Origin of the sequence: Mycolicibacterium novocastrense (assembly GCF_001570485.1) — a bacterium.
In the GTDB taxonomy this organism is placed as follows: domain Bacteria; phylum Actinomycetota; class Actinomycetes; order Mycobacteriales; family Mycobacteriaceae; genus Mycobacterium; species Mycobacterium novocastrense.
In genome coordinates, this window is record NZ_BCTA01000111.1 from 1 (window position 1) to 1,233 (window position 1,233).

At 63.4% G+C, this 1,233-nt stretch carries 1 protein-coding gene; it reads left to right on the forward strand.

Going from position 1 to position 1,233, the window contains the following annotated elements:
- Window positions 1-36: 36 nt before the first annotated feature.
- The coding region (locus tag RMCN_RS30650; protein ID WP_084377914.1) for an IS256 family transposase at window positions 37-1,233 on the forward strand (1,197 nt) is incomplete at its 3' end.

The following is a 1,233-nucleotide window of genomic DNA, read 5'->3' on the forward strand; positions in this document are numbered from 1 at the left end:
GCGTCGTCGGGTTCGGGAAAGTCGGCGGCTCGGCAACTGGCGGAGACGTTTTCGGCTGAGACGCTGGATTCGTTGATCAAGGATGCGGTGAAGTCGGGAACCCCGATTGATGGCGCCGATGGTTTGCTCAACGAGTTGACCAAGGCGGTGCTGGAACGGGCGTTGGATTCGGAACTGACCCACCACTTGGGATACGAGGCCGGTGACCCGGCCGGGCGCGGCAGCGGCAATTCCCGCAACGGCACGACACCGAAGACGGTGTCCACGGTCAACGGCCCGGTGGCCATCGCGGTGCCGCGTGATCGTAACGGCTCGTTCGAGCCGGCGATCGTGCCCAAAAAGGTCCGCCGGCTGGGCAACCTCAACTCGGTGGTGTTGTCGCTGTACTCGCGCGGCATGACCACCCGCGACATCGAAGCACATCTCGAGGAGGTGTACGGCGCGTCGGTGTCGCGAGAGCTGATCTCCAACATCACCGAGGTGGTGGTCGATGAGATCAAGGCCTGGCAATCGCGCCCGCTCGACGAGGTCTATCCGATCCTCTACATCGACGGGCTGCGGCTGCGCATCAAAGACAACGGGGTCGTCACCACCAAGGTGGCCTATCTGGCCATCGGCGTGGATCTCGACGGCCGCAAACACGCCCTGGGGGTCTGGATCCAAGACTCCGAGGGGGCGAAGTTCTGGCAGAAAGTCGTGATCGATCTGCGCAACCGCGGGGTGCGCGACATCCTGATCGCCTGCTGCGACGGGCTGACCGGGCTGCCCGACGCGATCCGCTCGATCTACCCCGAGACCGTGGTGCAGACCTGCGTGGTGCACGTGATCCGCAACGCGATGCGGTTCGTGTCCTACAAAGACCGCAAGAAGGTCGCGACATCGATGCGCGCGATCTACAGCGCGCCGACCGTGGAGGCCGCAGAGCTCGCGCTCAAGGACTTCGACACCGCCTACGGCGCCCAGTACCCGGGCGCGATCGACGTGTGGCGCAACGCCTGGCCCGAGTTCGTGCCGTTCCTGGATTATCCGGTCGAGCTGCGCAAGATCGTCTACACCACCAACGCGATCGAATCGATCAACTTCCAACTGCGCAAGATCACCAAGAACCGCGGCCATTTCCCCGACAAGGACGCCGCGATGAAGTTGCTGTACCTCGGGCTGCGCAACATCTCCAGCGAGAGAGGAGGGTTCTCGGGCACCGGAACATACAACTGGACTGTGGCATTGAACACA